The organism is Natronosalvus caseinilyticus (assembly GCF_017357105.1).
GTDB lineage: Archaea > Halobacteriota > Halobacteria > Halobacteriales > Natrialbaceae > Natronosalvus > Natronosalvus caseinilyticus.
Genome location: NZ_CP071596.1, coordinates 213,780 through 237,659 on the forward strand (window position 1 = coordinate 213,780; position 23,880 = coordinate 237,659).

Here is a 23,880-nt window from a genome sequence, read left to right on the forward strand (position 1 = left end):
GACTGCTACCAGTCGCGAGCGTCGTCACCGTCGGAACGTATCCGGCACCCACCCGCGGTTCGGATCCTCGGTGCGCTCCATCCACTCCTCGAGTCGACCGGCCATCGCGTCCCGGACGTCGGCGTAGGCAGGGTGGTCCACGAGGTTCTGCAGTTCGGCCGGGTCGGCCTCGAGGTCGTACAGTTCGTTCCGGTCGGGGCCGTTGTAGACGAACTTGTGCTCGCGCGTCCGAACCATCCGCTGGGTGTAGAGGCCGAACTCCTCGCCGTGATACTGGGAGAACGTCGAGTCGGGCCACACCGGGTTCTCGCCCGCGAGCAACGGGACGAGACTCCGGGCGTGGAACGATTCAGGCACCTCGAGGCCGCCAATCTCGAGGAACGTCGCCGCCAGGTCGTGGAGGTGAACCGGCTCGTCGCGGGTCGTCCCGGGGTCCGTGACGCCCGGCCAGCGAACTTGCAGCGGAATGTGGTAGGTCTCGTCGTACATCAGCGGCCCCTTGTTGAACTGGCGGTGTGATCCCGTGAAGTCGCCGTGGTCGGAGGCGTGGACGACGACCGTCTCCTCGGCGAGGTCGAGTTCCTCGAGCGCCTCGAGGATCCGTCCCGCCTGGTGGTCGATGAGCGTCACGAAGCCGAAGTACTTCGCGACGGCTTCGGCCCAGGTGTCCCAGTTGAAGTCCTCGACGCCCCGGTAGTGCAGGAACTGCTCGTGAGCCGCCGGTTTGCCCGCGTAGGTCTCGGCGTAGGTGTCCCAGGGCTCGAGGTCCTCGGGATCGTACATCGAGGCGTAGGGTTCGGGGACGACGTAGGGGTGGTGGGGGCCGTAGAAATCGGCGCGGTGGAAGAAGGGAGTCGAGTCGGCGTCGTCGGGCGTCCCGGATCCGTCATCCGCCGCACGCTCTCGACAGTTTGTGTGTGCCTCGAGCGCCTCGATTGTCCGCTCGGCGAGGAAGTACGCTCGCGTGTCCTCGACGTCGATCGGCGCCTTCGCCGCGACGAGCGTCCCGTCGTCCGGATCGTCGTGAGTGTAGATTTCGTCCTCGAGTTCGGTCTCCTCGAGAGGGGTGCCGCGGCGCTCGCGGTACGCTTCGAACGCCTCGTCGATGTCGTCGTGATGGACGTCGCTGCCGCCGAGGTATTCGAAGCCGAAGTCCTCGGGCGTCTGGTCGCGGCCGACGTGCCACTTGCCGGTGTAGGTCAGGTCGTAGCCGTTCTCGGCGAGCAGTTCCGAGAAGGTCGGCAACTCGGGCGGGAGATTTGCCTGGATCGCGTCCGCCTCGTGACTGTTGTTGAGCATGCCGTGGGCGTGGGGAAACAGCCCCGTCAGCAGGGACGAGCGAGCGCTCGTGCAGATGCTGATCGGCGTCGCGGCGTGGGAGAACCGGACGCCCTGGCTCGAGAGGCGGTCGAACGTCGGCGTCTCGACCGGCGGGCCGTCGGGGGCCGTGCAGTCGTACCGTTCCTGGTCGGTGAGGACGAACAGGACGTTCGGGGTCGGCGGCGAGTCGGTCATCGGGTTCGGTACATCGAGTGGAGGGAAAAGCCTGGGTGGTCGTTTCACTCGATCGCTCGAGCACTCGCCTCTTGCTGCCCGTCGTTCGGTCACTCCGTTCCTCGAGCACTCGAGACTCGTCACCCGTCGCCAGTCGGTCGTCCGGTCACTCGGTCACGAGCAACCCAGCGCAGATGAGCGTCGCGACGGCGACGGTCCCTGCGAGGAGCCAGAACGCCGGCCGAAAGCCAGCGGTTTCCGAGAGGACGCCGACGACGGCGGGCGCGACCGCACCCGCGCCCATCAGCATGGTCCTGACGACGCCGAGACTACCTCCAGCGATCGAGTCGGGAATCGTCTGCACGAGGTAGGCTCCGCGGACGGGCCGGAAGCCGTGAGACCCCAGGCCGATTCCCACCAGTGCAACGCCCAGCGCGAGCGCGGATCCGGTTCCCGTGAGCGCCACGAACGCGACCGTGGCAGCCGTGGCCAGCGCCAGCGCGGCGACGATCACCGGCAGCGTACCAACCCGGTCGCTGAGTTCACCACTCGCGAGCTGAACGATGCTGACGGCGAACAGGGCGCCGTAGAGGAGGTTCGCCGTGGCCGACTCGAGGCCGGCCTCGGTCGTCAGGTACAGCGGCGCGAACGCGACCAGGCCGTTGTAGGTGAACGAGAAGCAGATCGTCGCGAGGACGAACGCGGCGAACCGACGATCGCGAAACAGGCTCGCGTATCGGCGGAGACCGGGGTCAGACGGTGAACTCGAAGCGTCCGTTCGAGAATCGACGGTACTCGAGTCGACGCCTCGAGCAGCCCCCGGCAACCGTTTGGGCACCCGAACGAGAAAGAGCGCCCCCAGGACGAGTCCGATCGCGCCGGCGACGAGAAAGAGGAGTCGCCAGCCGGGGATCGCGAGGGACAATCCTGCGACGAGGACGACCGCGGTCGGGGCAACGACGCCCGCGTAGGTGCCGAGCGTGTCGAGAAACCCCAGCGCGCGACCCGTCCGCTCCGGGTAGGTTCGCGACAGCAGGCGGACGGCGACGGTTTTGTGCGCGCCGGTGCCGGCCCCCATGACGAGCATCGCGCCCACGAGCACGACGAAGGGGGAGTCGACGACCAGGACGAGCGCCCCGGCGGAAGCGAGGACGACGCCGCCGACGATCACCGTCACGGCGCCGATTCGGTCGGCGAGCACGCCCGAAGGGAATTGCATGGCGGCGTAGACGAGCATAAAGCCGGTGAACGCGGTACCGAGGACGGCGTTCGAGACCCCGTAGTTCGCCTGGAAGGCGTCGAACAACGGCGGGAAGGCGTACCGGAGGAACTTCGCGAGAAACCAGATCAGGGCGGTCAGGACGAGCGCGTCGTAGCGGGCGAGCCCCGCCAGCGAGGATCGCGACAGTGCCTCCCCGACTCGAGCCATTTTCCGACCCTCGACGGGCCAGCCACGAGTACGCATCGGTTCCGGCAGCAGATTCGTCCGCCAGCAGCCGTCCAGCCGACAACGGCCGCGAGTTCGGCCGGCAGCGAGCACTCGTCGGCCGTCACGGTGACAGGAACCGACGGCACCGACTCGAGCGCCGATTCCTTACTCCGTCGTCTGGGAGTACTCCGCCACCCACTCCTTCAGCGTGATCCCCATCGTCGCCTGCGTGATCGCGTTCGAACTCGCCGAGTTGGCGCTCTTGACCAGTTCGGCCTCGAGCGTCCGGGTCGGCACCTCTCCGAGGAAGTGCGGGATCGCCCGCTGGACCGTGAGCGGACAGCCGACCTCGTGAGCCAGCGCGTACCCCGAAATCGAGTGGGGAATCTCCTCACTGCAATAGGTCGGATCGGGGTCGACCAGGTCGTCCTCGACGAAGTCGACGTACTCGTAGCACTTGCCCACGTCGTGGAGCAGACAGGCCGCCACGAGGACGTCCACGTCGGGATCAGCGCCGTGGAACTCCCGTTGGACCTCGGCGGACTCGAGGGCGACTTTCGTCGTCCCGCGGACGTGCTCGACGTTGTCGACCTCGTGGATGTTCCAGGCGTAGGGGATATCGTGGATGTTCCGCCAGCCTCCGCGCTCGAGCGCCAGCGTCCACGCCTCGATCACCTGCTCGCGGAGGTCGTCGTCCGCGATGGCCTCGAGTTCGGGGAAGGCGTCGCGGACCTGCCTCTCGTAGTCGCGATTGGCGCTGTCACTCATCCGTCAGTCTCCGCCCGTCCGGTCGACCTGCAGCGTCTCCCGGCCAATGAATCGCGGGCGCTCCTCGATGGCGAGGAAGTTGTCCACATCCTCGCGGGCCTCCTTCGCCTTCCCGCGGTCGGGATCGTAGTCGCGCGAACCCTCGCTCCCGAGGGCGTCGTAGAGCGCCTCGAGGTCCTCGAAGTAGAGTTCCGCGATGCCGTCGAACTCCGCGTTCTCGGGGTCGGCGGGGAGGACGGTCGCGTAGCGAACGACGCCCTCGATCTCACGGGCGATCGGCGTGTGGTTGTTCTGCCAGTGGTCGACGAATTCCTCGTGAGTCATGCCCTCCTGGCGGACGAGGAACGCCGAGTGCTTGTACAGCCCTGTCGTGTCACCGTACTGCGTACGGTTGCCAGCGGAGCTTTGCTCCGCGCTGTCGCCATCGGTCTCGTCCTTCTGGACGATTTCCTCGCCGATGAATCGGGGTCGACCCTCGAGGTCGAGGAAGTTGTCCACGTCCGCGCGGGCCTCGGCGGCGACCTCCTTCGTCGGGTCGTAGTCCCGGGAGCCGGAGCTGCCGAGCGCGTCGTGGAGGTCCTCGAGCGTCTCGAAGTAGAGTTCGGCGAGGCCGTCGAACTCGGCGTGCTCGGGTTCGGTGGGGAGGACGGTCTGGTAGCGGACGACGCCCTCGATGTCGCGGGCGATCGGCGTATGGTTGTTCTGCCAGTAGTCAACGAACTCCTCGTGGCTGAGGTCGTCTCTCCGGACCAGCAACGCGACGTGTTTGTACATACGTCTCGAGAGACGGCGCGTCCGTTCAAAAAAGGTGCTGAACCGCGGTCGGTGGTGCGCGACCTCGACCGACGGCTAGATGGGCACTCGACGCTCGAGACCGGCCGGTAGGATTAACCCCGTTGCGCTCGGCTTCTCGAGCGAACGCCGCGGCGACCAGCCCCGGCACGGTCCCGAGATCATGGCTCGCACCGCCCTCGTCCACCTCGTCCTCTTCATCGCAGTCGTGAGCGTCGCCACCCTCGCCGTCGGCGTGCTCGTCACCGAATCCGGGCTCTACGCGGACGCCCTGTCCGACGAGAGTGACCGCGAGCGCGCCGTCCTGGCGACCGAACTGACAATCGTCAACGATCCCGGGTCGGGTGCAACCTACGACGGGAACGGCACGACCACGATCTACGTCAAGAACGTCGGCGGGAAGACCCTCGAGCCGAGCGACCTGGAGATCGTCCTCGACGGCGAGTACGTCACTGCACCGAAAACCAGGGTCGTCGGCGGTGACCACTGGCGCGAGGGGACGGTCCTCGAGGTAACCATCAACCGCCAGCTCGAGCGCGGCGATCACCGCGTCGCCGTCTCCCTCGACGAGGCGCGGGCGACCCTCGAGTTCGCCCACCTCGTCGTCTTCTGGCTCGACAGCCAGCCACCGGCGACGTGTTCTGCCGACGAGTGCGTCGTCAACGCCAGCGAGGAAACCCTGACGCTGACGATGGGGATCGATCCCCTCGAGGAAGGCGTCGACGTGACCTATTCGCTGAACGACTCCGCGAACGAAAACGTCACGCTCGAGCGCACCGCAGGGACGACGGACGCGAGCGGCGAAAACGCCACCGTACTCGACTTTAGCCCGCTGGCCAACGAGACCGGCGTCTCCGAATCGGTGCTGGTGACCGTCGACGCGGGCTGGGATACGCAAACGCTACTCGTCCGGATCGAATCCGAGGGGTGACGGCCTTCGCCGCTCGCGGCGCTCGTGACTGCCACCTGCTTGCAAAGCGGTTATTCGACCGGCCGTTGAGCGTCACCTGTGCGACTCGTCCAGCTATCGGTTCCGGAGGGAAAACTCGAGACCGTCCGCGAAGCCCTCGACGGGGACGACCTTCCCTACGTCGTCACGGACGAGACCAGCGGCCGCGGCCACGAGGCCCTCGTCTACATCCCGCTGCCGACGGGGATGGTCGAATCGACGCTCGATACGCTGCGCGCCCGCGGCATCGGCGAGGACGCCTACACGGTCGTCGTCGACGCCGAGACGGTCATCTCCGAGGAATTCGACGCGCTCCAGGACGAGAACGACGCCGGCGACGTCGAGTCCGAGCGCATCTCGAGACAGGAACTGCGGACCGAGGCCGCCGAGTTGACGCCACCACTCGACGTGTTCGTCGTGATGACGGTCGTCAGCACCATCGTCGCCACGGCGGGACTCCTCCTCGACTCGGCAGCCGTCGTCGTCGGCTCGATGGTGATCGCGCCGCTGATCGGGCCCGCCCTGGGTGCGAGCGTCGGCTCCGTGATCAACGACGAGGAGTTGCTCGCCGAGAGCGTCAAGTACCAACTTCTCGGAGTCATCCTGGCAATCGTCGCGGCGGCGGTCTTCGCCTGGCTCGTCAGGCTGGGGAATATCGTACCGCCGGGGCTCGCCATCAGTGGCGTCGGCGAGATTAGAGAGCGCCTCACGCCCGACTTGCTCTCGCTCGCCGTCGCGCTCGGCGCCGGCGTCGCCGGCGTGGTGAGCATAACGACGGGCATCTCCGTGGCCCTCGTCGGCGTTATGATCGCCGCCGCCCTCATTCCGCCGGCAGCCGCGGCCGGCATCGCCATCGCCTGGGGTGAACCGATGGCGGCCGTCGGCTCGACCGTCCTCGTCCTCGTGAACGTCCTCTCGGTGAACCTCGCCGGGCTCCTCACCCTCTGGTACGCCGGCTACCGACCCGAACGGCTCTTCGACCGGGGCCTCGCCGAGCGCCGCGTTCGCAGACAGGTCGTCGGCCTGGTCGTCGTCGTCCTCATCTTCTCGACGTTCCTGGGCGGAATCACCTACTCGAACTTCACCACGGCCACGTTCGAGGACGACGCCCGCACCGAAACCGAGGCGTTGCTCGAGCAAGAGCAGTACGCGGCCTACGAACTCATCGCCCTCGAGATTGAACTCACCGACGACTTCCCCTTCCGCGGGCCCGAACGGGTGATCGTCACGATTGGCGGCCCGCCACAACAGGCTCCCGTTGACATCGCCGCCGACCTCGAGGAACGCATCTCGGCACAGACCGACGACCCCGTCGCGGTCGACGTTCGGTACGTCGACGTTATCTCCCTCGGTCCGCAAAACGACAGCGACGAGGAGACGGCCGACGGTGACGAGACGGACCTGGGTGAAGACGGAACGACGTCGCTCCAGCAACCAAACTCGATTCAGCAGTCGGCGTCGATCCAGCAACCCGTGTTGCTCGAGACGCAAGAGCGAACGCGAGAGAGGACGTGGGAAGGGAAAGCCAGTCAGCGATCTCGAGACGGCAACTCCGGTTCGTATCCGATAGCGTCGACGGCGGCCTCGAGCACCGCGTCGACGTTCTCGCCGGTCTCGACGCTCATGTAGAAGTCGGCCTCGACGTCGCGTGAGCGGTCGGCCTTGTTACAGACCGTGAACACCGGCAGGTCCGCGAACTGGTCGGCGATGGCGTCGCGCAACTCGAGCTGGTCCGCGAGCGGATAACCACACTCCTCGCTGGCGTCGACGAAGACGAGGACGCAGTCGCCCAGGTGCTCGAGGGCGCTGACGGCCTGGGACTCGATCTCGTTTCGCTCCTGTGGCGGCCGGTCGAGCAGCCCCGGCGTGTCGACGATCTGGTGGCGAATGTGATCGCTGGTGAAGTGACCCAGACCGATGCCTCTCGTCGTGAACGGGTAGGCGGCGGTCTCTCCGCGGGCGTTGGTGACGGCGTTGACGAACGAGGATTTGCCGACGTTGGGGTAGCCGGCGACGACGATGGTCGGCTCCTCCGGGTTGATCTCGGGCAGGTCCCGCAGGTCGTTGCGCGAGTCGTTGATGTAGCGCAGTTCGTCGTCGACCTGCTCGACAATGTCCGCCAGACGGGCGAAGGCCTGTTTCCGGTACTTCCTGGCCGTGTCGACGTCGGTCTTGCGCAGCTTCGGCTGGTACTCCTGGTGGATCTCGCGGGTCTTTCGGCTGGCCCACATCACCTCCGAGAGGCTCTGGCGGAGGCGGTCGACGTCGACGATGGCGTCGGCCAGCTCCTCGTAGAACGGGTGGACGTCGTACTCGAAGTCCGGCCAGGAGGTGACGACGTTCTCGAGGTTGTCCGAGAGGATGTTCGCCGCCGTCTGGAGCATCGACTGCTGGGCGTCGAGCCCCTTCTGGGCCCGACCGGCCCGCGAGGCCCGGGAGAACGCCTTGTCGATCAGCTCTTCCGACGTGGGCGTGGTCGGAAGGTCTTCGAAAATCATACTCACACTAGCGGCAGGGAGCTTAAAAGGTCGTTCGATACGCGACGGGTCGCTCCCGGGATCAAAACGACGCGCTCTCGAACGGTTCACCCCCACCGCCGTCACCGCGGGCCTCGAGTTCGCGGATCAACAGTCGGTTCCAGCGGACGATATATGCGCCTCGAGCCCCTTTCTCCGGGTATGACAGACTGGCGTGCGACCGGAATCGGCTTCCTCACGATCGTCGTCCTGAGCGTCTTCGGCGTCGTCGCCCCCGGGCTCGGCCAGCTGACCGCCGGCCTGATCGGCGGCTTCGTCGCCGGCTACCTGGCTGGCGGCGGCCTCGGCTCCGGGTTCTGGCACGGCCTCCTTGCGGGCTCGCTCGGCGGCATCATCGCCGGCGTGATCCTCACGCTCGTTGTCGCCGTCGCGGGCTTCGCACTGGGCCCCGCCGGAGCCGCTATCTCGAGCGTGGTCGGCGCGGGAATATTCCTCGTCGCCGTCGTCCTCGCGGTCGTCATGGCGCTCGAGAGCGCCGTCGCTGGGGCACTTGGGGCCGCGATTAACCCCTGAGGCGGCTCCCGGATCGCCACTCGAGCCGCGTCGGGCCGTCTGCAGGTAATTGCCGCGAGTGCCGTGGGAGGACGTGGCCGTGGATCAGGCCTCGAGCCACGGCTCGGCACACCAGCCCCAGATGTTGTCCGCCTCGAAGTGCAGCCCCCACCAGGTGTAGCCGTCGGCGGACTCGGGGCCGTTCATGATCCGGCCGGCGGACCCCTCGGGCATCGTCGCGACGATGGTCGAATCGGTACCGGGCTGTTCGCGAGCGTTGAGGTTGGCCGTGGTGTAGACGGTCTGGTCCATCTCGAATTCACCGTCGCCACCACCGCCGCCACCGCCGTCGCCAACGAAGTCCATCAGTCGCGACCCCGACCAGTCGGGCCCTGGACAGGCCGTCGCGTTCGAACTCGAGCAGTAACTATTGGTCGGTGCGTGCCGATGTTCGATGATCCCGCCGCTGGCGTTACACGGGGCCGACATCGACGTGTAGTAGTTCTTCGGGATGTCGTAGGTCTCCGCGAGGTAGTCGATGATGGCCGCCGAGCGCTGGTACATCGTGTCCGAGATGTACCCCTGTGATTCGGTCCACTCGTGTTCGATTCCAATCGCGCTCGAGTTGAAGCCGCTGGCGTGCCAGGCGACGTTCGACTCGTCGACCATCTTCGTCGTGTGCCCGTCCGAGTTGCGGATCACGTAGTGGGCGGAGACGTTCGCGTCCGGGTTCTGGAACCAGCTGATCGCGCCCGAGTACGAGCCGACCGTCGTGTGCACGACGATCCAGTCGATGTCGTTCACGCCGCGGTCCGCCCAGGAGTAGTTGCTCGAGTCGGCCGCGACCCAGCGATCGACCGGCTCTTCGGCCGCGAGTGCCGACGTGCTGGTCGCCGCGAGCGATGCCACGCCGCCGACCGAGAGGCCGGCCGCTTTCAGGAGTGTTCGCCTGTTTTCATCCATACGCTCTCACACATAAGATAATGAAGTAAATAATTTTTGTCTGATACGCTATAGGAATTTTGGACGTATGTCTGATATCGAGTGGCTGTCGGGGTCGAAGGACGCTGCCGTCGCACGAGGACGGTACCGCTGGCCGATCACCTACCATTATACGACGGCGCACGTACTGTCCGCCAGCGAAAACGCATGTTCGACGAGATCATGGAGAAATTCGAGGGGTCGCCGAGCCAGCAGGCGGTCATCCGCCTCCTCCTGGAGCGGGGCTTCTCGGTCAACGACGAGGGCCGGGTCGTCTCGGGCGGAATCGAGATCCCCAACACGGGCATCGCTCGCGAAATCGACGTCGACCGGCGCGTCGTCGACTCGACGACGGACGTCATCCTGGAGGACCCCGAGTTGCGACGGATCTTCCAGAACATCTCGCAGGTGCCGAGCCTGATGGATCTGGCGCCCGTCCTCGACCTAACGGTGCTCTCGATCGAGGTCGCGGACGCCGAACAGGAAGGCATCGTCGCCTCGGTGACGGGGATTCTGGCCGACCACGGCATCTCGATCCGCCAGACGATCAGCGAGGACCCGGAGTTCACCGACGAACCCCGCCTCCACCTCGTCACCGACGAGGACCTGCCGGGTGAGGTCATCACCGACATCCGCACGCTGTCGTTCGTGCGTTCGATTGAGTTGCAGTAGTTCGTTCGAGTCGTCGAGTTCCGGACCGCCTCGAGTCGTCGTTTCTGTGCGCCGGTATTGATATAGAAAGTGTAGTATTATGGAGCATATTATATAGTAAAGACGGCCCAGCGAATCGGAAACCGTTCGTTATTCACCGCTGCACTCGAAGCCCCAGATATGGACCGACGCAGACCGCCACAGACCGAGGAAGGCTGGTACGTGCTACACGACTTCCGGTCGGTCGACTGGGACGCCTGGCGAAACGCCCCGGAACGCCGACGCGCACGCGCACTCGAGGAGGGGATCGACTACCTCTCGAGCGCGGCCGCGCTCGCCGACGTCGACGCCGAGGAGGGCGGCTCGGCCGTCTTCTCCGTGATCGGCCACGAAGCCGATTTCATGGTGCTTCACCTCCGGCCGACGATCGCCGATCTCGACGCCCTCGAGCGGCGCTTCGAGGGAACGGCCCTCGCCGAGTTCACCGAGCACACCGACTCCTACCTCTCGGTCACGGAGGTATCGGGCTACATGTCCGAGGAGTACTTCGAGGAGGGTGGAGAGGCGGACTCCGGCATCGCCCGCTACATCGAGTCCCGCCTCGAGCCCGAGATTCCCGACGCCGAGTACGTCTCCTTTTACCCGATGGACAAGCGCCGCGACGCCGAGCGGAACTGGTACGACCTGCCGTTCGACGAGCGCGCGGAGTACATGTCCGGCCACGGCGACATCGGGCGCCAGTACGCCGGTCGCGTCACCCAGATCATCTCCGGGAGCGTCGGCCTCGACGACCACGAGTGGGGCGTGACGCTGTTCGCGGACGACCCCGCCGACATCAAGGAACTGCTCTACGAGATGCGGTTCGACCCCTCGAGTTCGCGCTTCGGAGAGTTCGGCCGGTTCCGCTTCGGGCGGCGGTTCGCCCCCGAGAATCTGGGGGCGCTCCTGTCGGGCGAGCGGGTGTCACAGGAAGTGGACGAGGGAGACAGGCACGGTCACGGACATGGACACGACCACGGCTCGAGCCACGGCCACGGTGGCAACGATAGATCGAGCGGCCACCACGGCGACTCGAACGGCCACGGTCACGCTCAGGGGAGCGACAACGAAGACGACAGCGACGTCCGCGACGAACTCGAGGACCTCGGCGTCTACGCCGGGAAGCCCCACGGCGAGGACGTCCACGCGGTGGTGCTCTACTCCGCCGCCGACGTCGACGAACTCTTCGAGGAAGTCCAGGGCCTCCGGGCGAACTTCGACCACTACGACAGCCACGTCAAGACGGCCGTCTACGACGCCGAGGGCGACGGAGACAAGAGCGAGGCCGCCGTCGTCAGCCTCTGGGAGACCGAACGCGCCGCAAACACGGCTGCCGGCTTCCTCGGGGACCTCCCCAAGATCGTCCGACAGGCGGGCGACGATGGCGACTCCTGGGGGACGATGGGGATGTTCTACGCCGTCGAGCCGGACCACCGCGGGGACTTCGTCGGAACCTTCGAGGAGGTCGGCGACGCACTCGCGGACATGGACGGCCACCGAAAGACTACTCTACTGGCGAATCTCGAGGACGAGAACGACATGTTCATCGCCAGTCGCTGGGACGCCCGCGAGGACGCGATGGCGTTCTTCCGCAGCGACGCGTTCGCCGAGACCGTCGAGTGGGGCCGCGATATCTTGACCGAGCGGCCACGCCACGTGTTCCTGGCCTGAGTGCGGTCGAGGAGCGCTAAATTCAGACCCCGGGCGACTCGTCGTAAAAGAAGTAGCCGGCGACCCCCGCGAGGCCGAGCGCGAGGGTCACGAAGGGCCACTTTCCGAGCACTCTGCCCGTGAATTTCGCGTGGATCGTAACGAAAATCGTGAGTCCGACGTGGGCGCTGAGGGTTGCCGCGAGGAACGTCTGAATGTCCATCGCTCGGAGGTTCGACCGCGAGCGGATAGTGATAGTGATTTCGACTCGGTGAGCACGAGAGGGAAAAGTACACCTCGATTCGCCCTCGAGAGTCGGGTGTGAACCGCCGCGCGTTCCTCGCTTGCGTCCCCGCCGTCGCCCTCGCCGGCTGTTTCTATCGTCTCGGGCTTGCCGAGCGCGTCGTCGTCCTCGAGAAGACGATCGAGGGGGTCGAGATCGACCTCGAGACGGGCGAGCGTCGAACGGTCACGCTCCTCACCAGGCGGGACGGCCCCGAGGGGCCGACCTACGAGACCGTTCACGAGGACCTCGAGGGGACGGTCGACGACGAGCCGCTGACCTTCGAGGGCGACCTTCGCCAGGACCTCGAGGCGACGTACCCCGAGATTCGACTCCGCGCTCGAGTCTGCGATTCGGCGCCGATCGAGGGCCCCGACGCCGCGAGTGGCTGTCGCTCGGTCTCGATCGTGAGCGAGGACTTCGACGAGGTTCGCGTCGGCGACGTGATCGACGTGCGCGAGGGAAGCGAGGGGATCGGGTTGCTCGAGGTCTACCAGCGACGCGAGGATCGGTGAGTCGGGGCGGTTTGGACTCGAGTGCTCGAACGACCTTCCGGGCCCAGTAACAGCGATCACCACCGCGTGGCCGCGAGCGAGCATCGCCGAATAGGCGATGATCGCGAGCCGGGGAAGGGCAGGCGGTCGGTCGCCGTGACGGCCCAGTAATTGCACCGCGAGCGAGGGGTCATCGAGCGAGCGGACCGACGACTGACCCGCAGGGGAAGGAGGAGTGTTTTTGGTCCAGCTTTTGCCGAGTGACGGCGAACCGTACGGTAGCTTGCTACCGTCGGTGAGCCAGAACGCAGCGCAAAAGGTGGGTCCTAGAAATCGTGGTCCGGATCGTCCTCGACGGCTCGCTTGAGCGACTCGCGTCGGGACTTGGCGTCGCGGCCGGTGGCTTCGAGCAGGAAGTCGTTCTTCGCGGAGACGGCCTCGCCGGCGGCCTCGAGTTCGTCGGGGCCGAGTTCGGTGGGGTCGCGCTCGACGAAGTCGACGGCGAGTTTGTCCTTCTTGCCGGAGTACTGGACGGTGCCGACCGTGATGCGCTCGAAGACGGGGTTGTCGGGTTCCTCGACGACGAAGAGGTCGCTTCCCTTGAACTCCTCGGTGTCCGTGATCGAGCCGAAGTAGTCTTCGACGGTGGCTTTCATGTCGGGGATTCGGTCCTCGAGATGTTCGCCGCGGCGCATCTTGTACTCCTTCATGGCAGAGCCATATACGGGGTAGTGTTTACCTCTTTTCATCGTCGCCAGCGGCTGTGAGGTGGGAGTCCGTTCAGGCGCTGTCCTGGTCGCGATTAGGTCGCCTGGCTCGAGGGTCGGGGGACGAGGGTCGAGAGTCGAGGGTCGAGAGTCGAGGGTCGAGAGTCGAGGGTCGAGAGTCGAGGGTCGAGAGTCGAGGGTCGTCAGGGGTTTGTTCGGTTTGTGTTCGGTGTTCGATGCTCGAGGCCTCGAGCGCAGCGAGGTACGGAGTGGCCTCGAGCGAAGCGAAATCAGCAAAATCGAACCTGGGGCGACCGAGGCGCTACCGCTCGCGCTCGCCGAGGTAGCCCTTGCGGCACTCGGGACAGATGTCGCCCGCGCGAAGGGAGCCGCGGTCGCCAGGAGCGACGAACGAACACTGCGGACAGAAGAACTCGGTGTTGGCGCCACCCTGTGTCGTGGCTTTGCTCGGGTCGGGCGCGGCCTGCGCGCTGGTGATGCCGGTGTAAGATTCCGACTGCTGGGGCGAGGGCTCTGGGTCGGCGTCAACGAACACCGCGTCGTCGGTGACTGGTTCGTCTCGAGTGACTTCGTTCTCGTTTACGGTCTCGGTTTCACCTGTGTTCGCGCTCGCGTTCGCGCCTACGTCCTCCTCGACGAACGTCGTCTCGATACCGTCGGATTCGACGGGGTCGTTCCCATCGGCGTCCGCGTCATCTTCGGGCCAGGCGGTCGGTTCTGCCTCCGAACCGACCGGCGGGCCGACGTCGTCTGACTCGGGCCACTCGCCGTGTTCCCGGTCGCCGTCGCCGGGATCGGGTTCGGTCAGAATTTCGGCGTCGTCGGTGATCGGGTCGCCGTTTTCGTCCGTGGGGAGCTCGAGGTCGTCGTCTTCGTCTTCGTCTCCGCCCGTCGTCTCGTCCGTATCCCCGGCTTCGATCTCGGCTTCGGCTTCGGCTTCGGCCGTATCACTCGGATCCCCCGCGCTCGTCGCGGTTTCCTCGGTCGAGTCACCGTCCTCGAGACCGCCATTGGCTGCGTCGTCGATCCCGGGAGACGGGGGCTGGTCGGATGCAGATTCGTCTGGGGAACGCGCGGCGGCGTCGGGACCGAGTGCGGTCACCTCGGTGTTCTCACTGGTGACGTTTTTCTCGCCACAGCGCTGACACCGCTGGTACTCGGTCACGGTAACGACGACCTCGCTTCCCCGTTCTTCGCGCTCGCGATCGACCTCGGTCTCGTCGAAGTCGTGTCCGAGCAGCGAACATCGAAGGGCCATTGTGAGACCGTTCCAACCCAGGCCATAAAAAACGTACTGCAAGAACCGCCGTCGAATGGGACAACGGCAAACGTCAAATCCCAGCGTCACGAAGGGCAGACCGGATGAGAGCGAAACGGGAGTTCCGGGACCGGTCCACGACGGAGGTCGCCGTACTCGACGCGCTCGTCGACCGAACCGAAAACGGAATGACGGTCTTCGAGCTTCGAGCCGAGGTCGCCGTCAGCATCGACGACCTCGAGGAGGCGCTCGCGACGCTCAAGAACGACGGACTCATCGTGATCGACAACCAGACGAGCCGAACGGTCATCAAACCGGACGAGCGCGTCGTTCCCGACGAGAACGATCTCGACGAGGAGGACTCCCTACTCGAGCGGTTGCGCGAGCGTTTTTCGTTCTAGGTGGTCCAAGCAGCCTCGGTGGCTGGCGTTCTCGCTTCTGGCGCCCTGCTACACCAGAACGAGGCGGAGGCCGAGGCAACTGTCCGTCTCGATTGCGTCGGCGGGATCGAGCTCCTCGCTCACCTCGAGGACCTCGCTCACCTCGAGTGTCTCGGTCAGTTCGATCGACTCGAGCACCTCGAGCACCCCGCTCAATTCGAGCGAAAAACACACCACCTAAACCCGATCGCCCCCTTCACCGGCACGTGTCCGACACGCCGCCGATCGACGCCGATCCCGCGTTCCCGACCGAACGACACGTCCTCGAGGCCGACTGCGCACGCTGTCCCCACCTCGTCGAGCACCGCGAGTGCATCTCCTGGGGGACCGGCCCGCTCGAGGCCTCGGTGCTCGTCGTTGGCGAGGCCCCCGGTCGGGGCAACCCGGAGGCCGAGCACTGGCGCGGCGGCAACTGGACCGGCATGGCCTACACCTCACGACACTCCGGTCGACGCATTCGCGAACTGCTCGAGGCGGTGGGCTACGGCGACGACGCCTTCTACACGAACGCGGTGAAGTGCTTTCCGGCGGATCCCGAGGAGCCGACGACGAATCGCGAGCCGACCGCCGAGGAACGGTCGGCTTGCCGGGGGCACCTGCTGACCGAACTCGAGCGGGTCGACCCCGCCGTGATTCTCGCGACGGGCAAGCACGCGACGACGACGGTGCTGGCGTTCGAGGACGACTCGCTCGACGGCTTTCTCGAGACGGTGCTCGAGCCCAGGTGGTGTGATCGCCTGGAGGCATGGCTGTTGCCGATCCTGCACCCGTCGTACCAGGACGTCTGGCTCGGGCGGCTGGGTTACGACCCCGAGGAGTACCGCGCGGGTCTGCGGGCGCAACTCGATGCGCTCGTCGAGGACTGAGCCCTGGAGCGAAAGCCACTGGCTGGAACGCGAAGCCACTGGCTGGAACGCGAAGCCACTGCTTGGATGCGAAACCTGCTGCTCGGGCGCGAAACCACTAGTCCGAAACGCACCGCCGCGACTCGAGAGAAGCAAGAGTCGTCGCTCGAGTCGACTCCGCAACCCCGTGAGCGTCGGCGGTGGCAACGTTCTTTGACCAGGCCGTCCCATCGTCTCGTATGTCGACGATATTCAGCCAGATCGTCGCGGGCGACATTCCCGCGCGGGTCGTGTACGAAGACGAAACCACGTTCGCCTTCCTCGACGCCAACCCACTCGCGCCGGGGCACACCCTGGTGATCCCGAGAGACGAGTACGAGCGGCTGAACGACGTCCCCGAGGACGTCGCTGCGGATCTGTACGCGACGATCCACCGCCTCGTGCCGGTGGTCGAAGACGCCGTCGACGCCGACGCGACGACCGTGGCGTTCAACAACGGCGAGGCCGCCGGCCAGGAGGTGCCCCACGTCCACTGCCACATCGTCCCGCGGTTCGACGGCGACGGGGGCGGCCCGATTCACGCCGTCGCGGGCGAGACACCGGACCTCGAGGACGACGAACTCGACGAAATCGCGGCCGCAATCGACGAACGCGTCTGAAGCCGTTGCGGCAAACCAGGTTCGGGCAAAACGGACCGCTGGCCGTGCCAGCCTGCGACCGAAGGCCGGGAATCTTATCTCGTTCGACCGCGAGCCTCGAGCCATGCGCGAACTCGCCGGCATCGGCGCGCGGTTTCGAGCCCACCCGGTCGCCACAGCGATCGAGCTCGGGAGCTTTCTGACCTGTTTCCTCCTGTTGCTCGCGACCGTCGCGGCCGTCGCGAGCGGGCCGCCGACCGGGACCGTCAGCGGCGATCAGCTGTGGCTTGTCGTAATCGCCGCCGGCGGCTTCTTCGTCGTGTTCTGGACGCTCGTCGTGCCGCTGTACGAACGGCTGCTCTGACAGCCGAACGGCTGTCCGGGTGGCAGGATCCGGACGATGCCGATCACTTCACGCGACACCGATACGCCGTGTCACGCCGTACGGAGACCACGCTGCTTACATACCACCCGGTTCAACCACGAGGTAATGAGACGACGCACGTTTCTCACGAGTACGGCTGGCAGCGCGATTGCCGGCGTAGCGGGGTGCATTCAGGATACGTCGGATGGGAACGGAAACGGGAACGGAAATGGAGACGGCGGCAACGGCGACGATGGAAACGCCACCAACGGAAACGGCGACGCGAACGACAGCAATACCAGTGGCAGCGGTGGCGACAACACACTCCACGTCGCCACCTACACGTCGTTCGTCGACGCCCCGAGTGACAGCCCCGGCGTCTGGATCAAAGAGGAGTTCGAGCAGCGCTACGACGCCACCCTCGAGTGGCACACGCCGCAGGGAGAACTCACCCACTACGTCGAACGGTACAACGAGGGCGCCGAGTTCGAACCCGAGCTCTACTACGGGGTGAGCCCTCACGACCTCGTCCGCGTCGACGAGAACACCGACGGTAACCTCTTCGTCGAAACCGACCGGTCGAAGCTCGAGAACGCCGAAGACATCGGCGAACAACACGAGTTCGATCCCCAGGGACGGGTGATCCCAACCTACCGCGCCCTCTGTGCGATCGTCTACGACGGCCGGAACGTTCCGACACCGGAGACGTTCGAGGACCTGCTCGATCCGGCATACGAGGGACAGATCGGCATCCCGACGCCGCAGGACACGACCGGTCTCCTGTTCCTGCTGTGGACGCTCAACGAGTTCGGCGAGGGCGGCGAGTACGACTACCTCGACTACTGGTCGGACCTGCTCGACAACGGCGCCCGCGTGCTCGACTCCTGGAGCGACGTCTACACCCAGTTCGAGAACGACGAACTCCCGGTCATCGTCTCCTACGCGAACGATCGCGTCTACGCCAAGCGCTTCGGCAACGACCTCGAGAAACACCGGGTCGCGCTGCTCAACGGGCAGTCCTACGCCAACTACTCCGGCGTCGTCCGCTTCTCGAGTGGGACGAACGACGACCTGGCGCACAAGTTCATGGACTTCGTCCTCGATCCGGAGGTACAGGCGGTCGTCGCCGAACGAAACGTCACCGGCCCGACCAACGAGAAGACGGAACTGCCGGAGGTGTTCGAGGAGTACGCCAGAGAGCCCGAAGAGCCCGTCTTCTACGACTACGAGGAACTCAGCGGCAACCTCTCGGGCTGGCTCGACGACTGGAGTCGCATGGCCGCCGGCGGTCGCTGAGCGCGAAACGAAAATCGAGATGTTCGCCCCTGTTCCGCCGTATCGCGTCTCCTCGCCACGCAGCTCGAGCGGGGCGTCGGTGCGTCCCTCGAGTGGGGCGTCAGTACGTCCCTCGAGCGTCCCGTCGCCACCACCGGCGACGTCACTCCTCGCGCTGACTCCTGGCGTTGCGCCCGAGTTCGCCCTCGACGGCGTCGACCTTGTCGCCCGCGGTCATCTCGACCTCGCGCTTGTCGTCGACCTGCACGAGCGTCTGGACGTGCGCGCGGTCGACGGCCTCGTGAGCCGCTGCACACGCCGCGAACAGTTCGTGGACGTCGTCGGCCTCGAGCGTGGTCGCCATCGGCGTCGTCTCGTAGGTGACGTCGAAGTCCTCGAGGGCGTCGATGGCGGCGGCCACGTCGGGCGTGATGTCGTCTTCGGTAATGGGCGAGACGCGGAGCAGTGCAAAGACGGTCATAGTCGAGCGTTGGCGCGAGCGGGAGTTAGTGGTGACGGTCGTCGACGTCGGTTCCGTCCTGAACGGTTCGGTTCCCGACGTCGCTCTCGATCCCGTGCTCGAGTCCGGAAGCGTGGACGTGTCCGTGCTCGAGTCCGAATGCGGCCACGACCGACGGAGGTGTCAACGTGACGACCGATTCCGACTGTGCGAGTCCCGACGGCGGTGACGCGAACGCGGCGATGCCGGGGGCCCCCTCCGCCGACGGCGTGTCGGGCCGATCCCCCACCCGCCACCGGACCGTCCGCGACCGCCTCGAGCGCCGGGCGGTCGCCACCGGCGCCGTCGCCACGGTCGGGTTGTTGCTCGCGATGTTTTACTACCCCGTGGCGACGGTATTCGTCGAGTCGGTCGTCGTCGAGGGCGTCCTCACGCTCGCGATTTTCGCAGACCTGGTGACCGACCCGTTCTACTTCGGCGATTTCGCGCGACTGCTCGCCGGCGAACCCCCGTTCGAGGTCCTCTCGGACCTCGTCTCGAGCGACCGTCGACTGGGTATCGTCGGCTTTACCGCCTACCAGGCGCTGCTCTCGTCGCTCCTGTCGCTCGCGCTCGGCCTGCCGATGGCCTACCTCCTCGCACGCTACGAGTTTCGCGGCCGGCGGACGCTGCGCTCGCTGACGATTCTCCCCTTCGTCATGCCGTCGATCATGGTCGCCGTCGGCTTCGTCGCCACGTTCGGCCGGAGCGGCACGCTCAACGCCGTCCTCGAGCCCCTCGGACTGGGACCGGTCTCGCTCATGTACAGTCTCGAGGCGATCCTGATCGCTCACGCGTTCTACAACGCGCCGCTGGTCGCACGGGTGACGACAGCGGCCTGGGAGTCCGTCGACGCGAGCGCGTTCGAAACCGCTCGCAGCCTCGGCGCCGGGCCGTTCCGGGCCTTCCGAGACGTGGTGGCGCCGCAGCTGTACCCCGCCGCGCTGATGGGGGCAGCGCTGACGTTCGTCTTCACGTTCGGCACGTTCCCCATCGTCCTCGCCCTCGGTGGCATCCGGCTGTCGACCGTCGAGGTGTTCGTCTACCAGCTGGTCCAGAATCTCGACTACGCCGAGGCCGCCGCACTGGCGATCGTGGAACTCCTGATCTCGCTCGGCGTGCTCTACGGCTACCTCCGCTACGAGGCGAAACACTCGGTTCGCTCGAGCGGGATTCGACCCCTTCCCCGGAAGTCGCTCGCGCCGCCAGCGTTCTCTGCGCGCGAACTCCTCCCCCGGGTCGGCCTGGCCGTCTACGGCGTGGTCGCCCTGTTCGTCTTCGTCGCCCCCATCGCGAGCCTGCTCGTCCGGAGCGTCACCACCCCCGGTGGCGAGTTCACCCTCGCACACTACGGCTTCCTCCTCGAGCGCCAGGCGACCGCGGCGGCGTTTCAGGTTCGACCCTGGCCCGCCATCCGTAATTCCCTGTTGTTCGCCGCCGCGGCACTCGCCGTCTCCCTCCCGATGGGCGTCGTCGTCTCGGTGCTGACGACGCGCCGGTACCGCGGGCGGAAACTCGTCGACGTGGTCGCTATGGCTCCGCTCGCCGTCTCCGGCATCGTCGTCGGGATCGGCCTGCTCCGCGGTCCCGTCTTCGGGTTCGAGGTCTGGCACTATCGAATCACCATCACCGGTGCGGTGGCCATCGTCGCCGCCCACGCCGTCGCCTGCTACCCGTTCGTCGTCCGCACCGTCGCGCCGGGGCTCGAGTCGATCGATCCCAGCTTGCTCGAGTCCGCTCGTGCACTTGGGGCCTCTCGAACCAGGGCGCTGCTCGACGTCGAGTTGCCGCTGGTCTGGCCGGGCGTGGTCGCGGGCGCGGCGTTCGCGGTGGCCATCTCGATGGGGGAGTTCTCCGCGACGGTGATCCTCGCGACGGGTACCGACCAGTACACGATGCCGATCGCGATCGAACGATTCATCGGGCGCCGCCTCGGACCGGCGACCGCCATGGGCGTCGTCTTGCTCGTCGTCACCGCGTTCAGTTTCGTCGTCATCGACCGCCTCGGAGGTGATCGCGTTGGCCTCTGAACGGAACGGACTCGAGCGCGCACGGGCGACCGACCGCCAGGCCGACCCGATCGACGCGGACGCTCCCGTCGCGCTCGAACTCGAGGAGGTCTCGAAGACGTACGGCGAGACGACGGCCGTCGACGACGTCTCGATCCGCGTCCGCGAGGGCGAGTTCTTCACCCTCGTCGGCCCCTCGGGCTGTGGGAAGACCACCACGCTCCGGCTCGTCGCCGGGTTCGAAGCGCCGAGTGTGGGAACCGTCCGATTCCGCGGCGAGGACGTGACCGACGTCCCGCCCGAGGATCGCGACGTCGGCGTCGTCTTCCAGAACTACGCGCTGTTCCCGCACATGAGCGTCGGCGAGAACGTCGCCTACGGGCTCAACTTCACCGACCCGCCGGGAGACGTCTCACGCGAGGAACGAGTTCGGGAGTTGCTCGAGCTGGTCGACCTCGAGGGGATGGCCGACCGCGACCCCGACGAACTCTCCGGCGGCCAGCAACAGCGCGTGTCCATCGCCCGCGCGCTGGCGCCCGGCCCGGACGTGCTCCTGCTCGACGAGCCGATGAGTGCCCTCGACGCGCAACTTCGCGAGCGCCTCCGCGTCCAGGTGAAGGCGATCCAGCGAGAGCTAGCGATTACGACGGTGTACGTCACTCACGACCAGGAGGAGGCCCTCGCCATCTCCGACCGCGTGGCTGTCATGCGTGCGGGGGCACCCGAGCAGGTCGCCCCGCCGCGAACGATCTACCACCGCCCCCAGACGCGCTTCGTCGCCGAGTTCGTCGGGGACAACAACGTCTTCGAGGGCGAGGTCGTCGGCGTCGACATCGACGGCTACGGGGACGAGGCGCAGGCTCGAGTCGACGTCGCCGGGACCGAGTTCCACGTCGCGGCTGACCGGAGCGACGTGGCGAACCGGGGCGAGTCCCTGACCTTCTGTGTCCGCCCCGAACACCTCTCGCTCGAGGCGCCGACGAACACGTTCACGGGAGCCGTCGAGAGCGCGGAGTTCCTCGGGGAGACCACGCGCGTCCACCTCGATTGGCGGGGACGCGACGTCGTGTTGCGAACGCGCGAGCCGCTCTCGGGCGAAGTTCGAGTCGGGTTCGAGCCGGGCGACGCGCACGTCGTCGGTCGGTGAGCGGTGAGCGGCAAACTCGCGTCAGCAGGCACAGACGGCGTCGAACGCAGCCGTACCTGCTCACCCGGATAGATTCATCACCCTCGAGTCGAAGGGACACGTATGCCAGTCGAGCGACTCTACCGGCTGAACACGGCGAGGTGGACCTTCGACAACAGCGCCGCGACCCAGCTCCAGAACCCCGGCGAACCCTACGTGGGCTGGTGTCCGTGCTACCTGCTCGAGCACTCCGACGGACTCGCCCTGTTCGATACGGGCGTGAGCCACGAGATGGCGACGGCGCCGCTCGAGTACGGCCCGGCGGGAGCGCCCCACATGGCCGAGTTCGCCGAGACGATCGACCTCTCGGAGGGGAAGCCGCCGGTCGAACACCTCGACGACCTGGGTTACGAGCCAGGGGACGTCGACACGGTCGTGCTCTCACACCTCCACACCGACCACGCCGGCAACCTCGATTCGTTCCCCGAGGCGACCGTCGTCGTCCGGAAGGAGGAACTGCGCTACGCGTTCTGGCCTGACGGCCCCCAGCGGCTGTTCTACCTCGAGGGAGACTTCCGCCACCTCCGGGAACTCGACGCGGACGTCGTCGCGATTACGGGCGAGTACGACGTCTTTGGCGACGGCTCGGCCGTCGCCTTCCCGACACCCGGACACACGCCGGGCCACCAGTCCCTCGAGGTGGACCTCGCCTCGGGGACGACAATCCTCGCGGCCGATGCAGCGAACAGCCGCGCGGGCTACGAGCAGGAACTGGCGGCCTCGTTCGCGTGGTCGCTCGAGGCGTCGGTCGACTCGATCGCCGCGATAAAGGATCGCGCTCGCGTCGCGGACGCGGACGTCATCGTTCACCACGATCCCGAGGAGCAGCGGCGCCTTCCGGACCCGCCGAACGCGCTCGAGTGAGTCTCGTGTCCGATGAATACACGAACTGATGCATGGGTACGTTTATGGGCTTGTCACACGCTACTACTGCCCATAGCACCCGCCACCACGGAGACTGACACCGACGAGTCGCTCCGTCGGTGACGGCTCAGACCGAAAAACGTCCTCGGCGTACCGACTCTATATCATGACCACACGGAACACGGACCTCACCGACGCGACCCACATCGAGCGGATCGAGGAGACGGCCCTTCCCGCGTCCGTTTCGACCCTCCTCGAGACCTACGAGGAAATCGTCGACGAACGGGATCGGTTCCTCTGGAAGTGGCTCTACTACCTCTTTCCGGAGATTACCCTCTCGTGTGTTCACCCCGACGACGGCCAGCAGGTCCGAGAGGGCAAGCTGCTCGCGTCGCTGTACGTCACCATCCTCGACGACCTCGCGGAACGCGACGAGGACGTACACACGTTTCGGGAGGCCGCGAAAGCGCCGTTCGACCACCAGACAGCCGACGAGACGCATCCGGAGGTCGACGCGGCGACCGTCGCACTCGCCCACGAGGTCTGGGAGCGCGTAGACGAAAGCCTCGAGTCAGCACCCCGTTATGCGGAATTTAGCGACCTGCTCCGGTTCGACCTCGGCCGGACGAACACCGCGATCGAGTACACCTACCTGCTGAACCACCACCTCGAGCTGGCGTCCCTCGAGGAAACCGCCATTTACGACAGTCACAACATGATGCTGTTTCCTTACGCCACCATCGACCTGCTGTACTCGCCGGCGTTCGACCGTTCCGAACTCGGACGGCTGCGGGACGTACTCAGACGCGCCCAGCAGATGACCCGAATCGGCAACTGGGTCACCACGTGGGAGCGCGAACTCGAGGAGGGAGACTGCAGTTCCGGCGTCGTCGTCTCCGCCGTAGAACGGGACGTCGTTTCGCGCGAGCAACTGGAGCGCTTGCGAGCCGACCCCGCGACCGCCGACCGGGACGAAATCGTCGCGCGAATCCACGAGGCGAATATCGAAGACCGATTACTCGAACGGTGGTCGGAGCACTACGATCACGTCGAGGGGTACGCCGCCGACATCGAGAGCGTCGACGTCGAAGCGCTTCTCGAGGGACTCGAGACGGTGCTCGCGTGCCATCTGGAAAGCCGAGGGCGAAAATGAAGGGACGTGTGAAAACGGCCCGACTCGCCACGACCAGGGGCAGCCGACCGCACGAACGCCCC

Annotated in this window: 26 protein-coding genes and 1 pseudogene; 15 read left to right on the forward strand and 12 right to left on the reverse strand. The window is 66.3% G+C overall.

All coding sequences use genetic code 11. The features are described from left to right. Window positions 1-24: 24 nt before the first annotated feature. The 4 genes from J1N60_RS01065 to J1N60_RS01080 form a co-directional block, all read right to left on the reverse strand. Complete coding sequence (locus tag J1N60_RS01065) at window positions 25-1,515, reverse strand: sulfatase family protein (protein WP_312909995.1); 1,491 nt, start codon at window positions 1,513-1,515, stop codon at window positions 25-27. A gap of 145 nt (window positions 1,516-1,660) precedes the next feature. After that, the gene (locus J1N60_RS01070) at window positions 1,661-2,923 is read right to left on the reverse strand and encodes an MFS transporter (RefSeq protein WP_312909996.1); all 1,263 of its coding nucleotides are present in this window, start codon (window positions 2,921-2,923) and stop codon (window positions 1,661-1,663) included. A 165-nt stretch (window positions 2,924-3,088) separates the two neighbouring features. Next, window positions 3,089-3,691: an HD domain-containing protein gene (locus tag J1N60_RS01075; RefSeq protein ID WP_312909998.1), complete on the reverse strand. Its 603-nt coding sequence runs from the start codon at window positions 3,689-3,691 to the stop codon at window positions 3,089-3,091. 3 nt (window positions 3,692-3,694) lie between these two features. Then, window positions 3,695-4,465 carry an EthD domain-containing protein gene (locus J1N60_RS01080; protein WP_312910000.1) on the reverse strand — a complete coding sequence of 257 codons (771 nt, stop codon included), beginning with the start codon at window positions 4,463-4,465 and terminating at the stop codon, window positions 3,695-3,697. Between the two features lie 79 nt (window positions 4,466-4,544). On the opposite strand from J1N60_RS01080, the gene arlG reads away from it, so the two are divergent. Both arlG and J1N60_RS01090 read left to right on the forward strand, forming a co-directional pair. Continuing rightward, entirely contained in the window at window positions 4,545-5,414 is an 870-nt protein-coding gene (gene arlG / locus J1N60_RS01085; RefSeq protein ID WP_312910002.1) for an archaellum stator protein ArlG, read from the forward strand. A gap of 78 nt (window positions 5,415-5,492) precedes the next feature. Further along, window positions 5,493-6,776 (forward strand): annotated as a pseudogene (locus J1N60_RS01090) (TIGR00341 family protein); the annotation flags it as partial. A gap of 185 nt (window positions 6,777-6,961) precedes the next feature. On the opposite strand, the gene J1N60_RS01095 reads toward J1N60_RS01090, so the two are convergent. After that, a complete protein-coding gene (locus J1N60_RS01095) occupies window positions 6,962-7,930 on the reverse strand; it encodes an NOG1 family protein (RefSeq protein WP_312910004.1) in 969 nt (322 codons plus the stop codon). 180 nt (window positions 7,931-8,110) lie between these two features. On the opposite strand from J1N60_RS01095, the gene J1N60_RS01100 reads away from it, so the two are divergent. Continuing rightward, entirely contained in the window at window positions 8,111-8,482 is a 372-nt protein-coding gene (locus J1N60_RS01100; protein WP_312910006.1) for a DUF5518 domain-containing protein, read from the forward strand. Between the two features lie 84 nt (window positions 8,483-8,566). Here the strand turns inward: J1N60_RS01100 and J1N60_RS01105 are convergent, their stop codons facing one another. Next, entirely contained in the window at window positions 8,567-9,424 is an 858-nt protein-coding gene (locus J1N60_RS01105) for an N-acetylmuramoyl-L-alanine amidase (RefSeq protein ID WP_312910007.1), read from the reverse strand. Between the two features lie 186 nt (window positions 9,425-9,610). Here J1N60_RS01105 and trpY point away from each other — a divergent pair, with 186 nt between their 5' ends. Together trpY and J1N60_RS01115 are read left to right on the forward strand one after the other, a co-directional pair. Further along, complete coding sequence (gene trpY / locus J1N60_RS01110; RefSeq protein WP_312910009.1) at window positions 9,611-10,114, forward strand: TrpY family transcription regulator; 504 nt, start codon at window positions 9,611-9,613, stop codon at window positions 10,112-10,114. Window positions 10,115-10,273: 159 nt separating this feature from the next. Beyond that, on the forward strand, window positions 10,274-11,803 hold the full coding sequence (locus J1N60_RS01115; RefSeq protein ID WP_312910010.1) for a heme-binding protein: 1,530 nt from the start codon (window positions 10,274-10,276) through the stop codon (window positions 11,801-11,803). A gap of 22 nt (window positions 11,804-11,825) precedes the next feature. Here the strand turns inward: J1N60_RS01115 and J1N60_RS01120 are convergent, their stop codons facing one another. Then, a complete protein-coding gene (locus tag J1N60_RS01120; protein WP_312910012.1) occupies window positions 11,826-12,005 on the reverse strand; it encodes a hypothetical protein in 180 nt (59 codons plus the stop codon). Window positions 12,006-12,103: 98 nt separating this feature from the next. On the opposite strand from J1N60_RS01120, the gene J1N60_RS01125 reads away from it, so the two are divergent. After that, on the forward strand, window positions 12,104-12,580 hold the full coding sequence (locus J1N60_RS01125; RefSeq protein ID WP_312910014.1) for a hypothetical protein: 477 nt from the start codon (window positions 12,104-12,106) through the stop codon (window positions 12,578-12,580). Between the two features lie 305 nt (window positions 12,581-12,885). Here J1N60_RS01125 and J1N60_RS01130 read toward each other — a convergent pair whose 3' ends face one another. Then, on the reverse strand, window positions 12,886-13,269 hold the full coding sequence (locus tag J1N60_RS01130) for a DUF5611 family protein (RefSeq protein WP_312910016.1): 384 nt from the start codon (window positions 13,267-13,269) through the stop codon (window positions 12,886-12,888). Between the two features lie 319 nt (window positions 13,270-13,588). Next, complete coding sequence (locus J1N60_RS01135) at window positions 13,589-14,545, reverse strand: DUF7093 family protein (RefSeq protein ID WP_312910018.1); 957 nt, start codon at window positions 14,543-14,545, stop codon at window positions 13,589-13,591. A gap of 104 nt (window positions 14,546-14,649) precedes the next feature. Between J1N60_RS01135 and J1N60_RS01140 the strand changes: the two genes are divergently transcribed. Continuing rightward, the gene (locus tag J1N60_RS01140; protein ID WP_312910019.1) at window positions 14,650-14,946 is read left to right on the forward strand and encodes a DUF6432 family protein; all 297 of its coding nucleotides are present in this window, start codon (window positions 14,650-14,652) and stop codon (window positions 14,944-14,946) included. A 48-nt stretch (window positions 14,947-14,994) separates the two neighbouring features. Here J1N60_RS01140 and J1N60_RS01145 read toward each other — a convergent pair whose 3' ends face one another. Further along, window positions 14,995-15,159: a hypothetical protein gene (locus J1N60_RS01145; protein WP_312910021.1), complete on the reverse strand. Its 165-nt coding sequence runs from the start codon at window positions 15,157-15,159 to the stop codon at window positions 14,995-14,997. 32 nt (window positions 15,160-15,191) lie between these two features. On the opposite strand from J1N60_RS01145, the gene J1N60_RS01150 reads away from it, so the two are divergent. The 4 genes from J1N60_RS01150 (at window position 15,192) to J1N60_RS01165 (ending at window position 18,128) form a co-directional block, all read left to right on the forward strand. Further along, window positions 15,192-15,851, forward strand: coding sequence for a uracil-DNA glycosylase (locus J1N60_RS01150; protein WP_312910023.1), 660 nt, complete (start codon window positions 15,192-15,194; stop codon window positions 15,849-15,851). A 218-nt stretch (window positions 15,852-16,069) separates the two neighbouring features. Then, window positions 16,070-16,489, forward strand: coding sequence for an HIT family protein (locus J1N60_RS01155; RefSeq protein WP_312910025.1), 420 nt, complete (start codon window positions 16,070-16,072; stop codon window positions 16,487-16,489). Window positions 16,490-16,592: 103 nt separating this feature from the next. After that, a complete protein-coding gene (locus tag J1N60_RS01160) occupies window positions 16,593-16,832 on the forward strand; it encodes a hypothetical protein (protein WP_312910027.1) in 240 nt (79 codons plus the stop codon). A 126-nt stretch (window positions 16,833-16,958) separates the two neighbouring features. Further along, window positions 16,959-18,128: a thiamine ABC transporter substrate-binding protein gene (locus J1N60_RS01165; RefSeq protein ID WP_312910029.1), complete on the forward strand. Its 1,170-nt coding sequence runs from the start codon at window positions 16,959-16,961 to the stop codon at window positions 18,126-18,128. 142 nt (window positions 18,129-18,270) lie between these two features. On the opposite strand, the gene J1N60_RS01170 is transcribed toward J1N60_RS01165, so the two are convergent. Both J1N60_RS01170 and J1N60_RS01175 read right to left on the reverse strand, forming a co-directional pair. Next, entirely contained in the window at window positions 18,271-18,588 is a 318-nt protein-coding gene (locus J1N60_RS01170; protein ID WP_312910031.1) for a thiamine-binding protein, read from the reverse strand. Between the two features lie 25 nt (window positions 18,589-18,613). Further along, window positions 18,614-18,736: a hypothetical protein gene (locus tag J1N60_RS01175; protein WP_312910033.1), complete on the reverse strand. Its 123-nt coding sequence runs from the start codon at window positions 18,734-18,736 to the stop codon at window positions 18,614-18,616. A 73-nt stretch (window positions 18,737-18,809) separates the two neighbouring features. Here J1N60_RS01175 and J1N60_RS01180 point away from each other — a divergent pair, with 73 nt between their 5' ends. The 4 genes from J1N60_RS01180 (at window position 18,810) to J1N60_RS01195 (ending at window position 23,818) form a co-directional block, all read left to right on the forward strand. After that, entirely contained in the window at window positions 18,810-20,636 is a 1,827-nt protein-coding gene (locus J1N60_RS01180; RefSeq protein ID WP_312912632.1) for an ABC transporter permease, read from the forward strand. Next, window positions 20,626-21,762 carry an ABC transporter ATP-binding protein gene (locus J1N60_RS01185; protein WP_312910035.1) on the forward strand — a complete coding sequence of 379 codons (1,137 nt, stop codon included), beginning with the start codon at window positions 20,626-20,628 and terminating at the stop codon, window positions 21,760-21,762. Before J1N60_RS01180 ends, J1N60_RS01185 begins: the two co-directional genes overlap by 11 nt. A gap of 102 nt (window positions 21,763-21,864) precedes the next feature. After that, complete coding sequence (locus J1N60_RS01190; RefSeq protein ID WP_312910037.1) at window positions 21,865-22,665, forward strand: N-acyl homoserine lactonase family protein; 801 nt, start codon at window positions 21,865-21,867, stop codon at window positions 22,663-22,665. A gap of 166 nt (window positions 22,666-22,831) precedes the next feature. Beyond that, entirely contained in the window at window positions 22,832-23,818 is a 987-nt protein-coding gene (locus tag J1N60_RS01195) for a hypothetical protein (protein ID WP_312910039.1), read from the forward strand. The last annotated feature ends 62 nt before the right edge of the window (window positions 23,819-23,880 follow it).